At 42.1% G+C, this 271-nt stretch carries 1 pseudogene; it reads right to left on the bottom strand.

What is annotated here, in order from left to right:
• Positions 1–271: pseudogene (locus tag AOA60_RS26390) on the bottom strand (protein arginine kinase); the annotation flags it as partial.

A 271-nucleotide genomic window follows, 5' to 3' on the forward strand; every position in this document is an offset into this window, starting at 1 on the left:
GAGAGACGCTGTGTCGCTTCCTTTGATTCCATTGTTCGACTATATGAAAGGATCCCATATGAGCGATAAACACGATCTTCCATCTGCAATTTAGACTGCTGCAATAAGGTCTCTCTTGCAGAACGTTCCTGTTGTATTAACTGGACGACAACACTCCGTAAATCATCTACAATATCTTCTTCTGATTTACCTAGCGTCGTCTGATTTGATATTTGAAAAAGGTTACCTAGTGCCTCGCTTCCCTCTCCGTATATCCCTCTAACTACTAAGC

Source organism: Pseudomonas sp. 2822-17, assembly GCF_002742485.1.
GTDB classification, from domain to species: Bacteria; Pseudomonadota; Gammaproteobacteria; order Pseudomonadales; family Pseudomonadaceae; genus Aquipseudomonas; species Aquipseudomonas cyclaminis.